This is a genomic window from Mesorhizobium sp. M7A.F.Ca.MR.362.00.0.0, from assembly GCF_004023175.1.
Taxonomy (GTDB): domain Bacteria; phylum Pseudomonadota; class Alphaproteobacteria; order Rhizobiales; family Rhizobiaceae; genus Mesorhizobium.
On sequence record NZ_RZTF01000732.1, the window covers coordinates 1 to 1,439 of the forward strand.

The 1,439-nt window shown below is 61.6% G+C and carries 1 protein-coding gene and 1 pseudogene; both read right to left on the minus strand.

Annotated elements, in window-relative coordinates:
• A pseudogene (locus tag EOC06_RS41165) lies at positions 1 to 216 on the minus strand (hypothetical protein); the annotation flags it as partial.
• A 132-nt stretch (positions 217 to 348) separates the two neighbouring features.
• Positions 349 to 1,439: LLM class flavin-dependent oxidoreductase (locus tag EOC06_RS37235; RefSeq protein ID WP_164898996.1), on the minus strand; the 1,091-nt coding region annotated here is incomplete at its 5' end.

The window sequence follows — 1,439 nt, forward strand, 5'->3', positions numbered from 1 at the left end:
CGTATAAGGGGCCAACACGTACAACAAGTCGCTGTGCCTTCCATCCCGGTTGATCAGTGCGCCATCGGTGGCGATGTCGAGGTGAAGCCTATCCGTCCGCGCCAGACCTGTGGCGAGCAGGGACCGGATCAGGGGGGGTGGGTGCTCTTGCCCGGATCCGCGATCAGGCCGGCAGTCGTAGACCCGTCCGGCCCGAATCTCCTCAAGCGCGGCCATCAGGACGCAGCTGGCACCGCCGCCGATAATTCGCAAGGGACCTGATCGGAGCCGTGCCGGCAGTCGGGTCGCGATACGCGGAAATGGCGGCTGTCATGATCGCGCGGGTCTCCCTGGCGGCCCCACAAACTATTATGTGTTGGCGTAACGCTTTGAGGTTGAATGCCCGATGCGAAGGTGGCTCAGGCGGTGCGGCCGGCTGAACGTATTTTCCGGGCGCGGCAAACCGAAATGGTCCCTCAGCGTAGCCCCGTCATAGTCGTGCCGGAAAAGTCCGCGCTTGCGCAAGAGCGGCACCACTTCCTCGGCGAATATGTCGAACCCGCCCTGCAGATACGGCGGCATGATATTGAAGCCGTCCGCGGCGCCATTGTCGAACCATTCCTGGATCTTGTCGGTGATCTGTTCGGGCGTCCCGGCCTGGACCCAATGGCCGCGCGCCCCGGCGAGGCGGTGGAGCAACTGGCGGATGGTTGGATTCTCGCGCTCGATGATGTCGAGTACGACGTGGAAGCGGCTGCTCGCACCACGCTCGCCCTCGATGCGGATAAGCTCGCGCGGAAATGGCCCGTCCAGATCGCAGCTGGAAAGGTCGGCGTCTACGATGCGGCGTAGCTGGTGAAGAGAATATTCCGGCTGCGTCAGCTCGTTGAACTCGTCATGCAGCGCGCGGGCTTCCGCCTCGGTGGAACCGATGAAGGGGCTGATGCCGGGCAAGACCTTGACGTGGTCAGGGTTGCGGCCAACCGACTTCACGCGCGCTTTGATGTCGGCATAAAATTCCTGCGCGTTGCCGAGTGTCTGATGTGCTGTAAATATCGCCTCGGCATAGCGGCTTGCGAATGACCGTCCGTCTTGCGACGAACCTGCCTGGACGTAGACCGGACGGCCCTGCGGAGAACGCGGAAGCGTGAGCGGTCCCTTCACACGATGATATTTTCCGATGTGGTTGATTGGATGGATCTTGTCGGTGTCGGCAAATATACCGGACTGCCGGTCCGCGATTAGCGCGGCGTCCTCCCAGCTGTCCCAGAGCTTAGTCACCACATCAACAAATTCGCTTGCGCGCTCGTAACGGTCGGCGTGGGTTGGATGTCGGTCAAAGCCGAAATTCAACGCTGCGGACGCATCGCCCGTCGTGACAATATTCCAACCGGCACGCCCGCCGCTTAGATGATCAACAGAAGCAAACAGCCGGGCCAGGTTGTAGGGTTCGTTGTAGG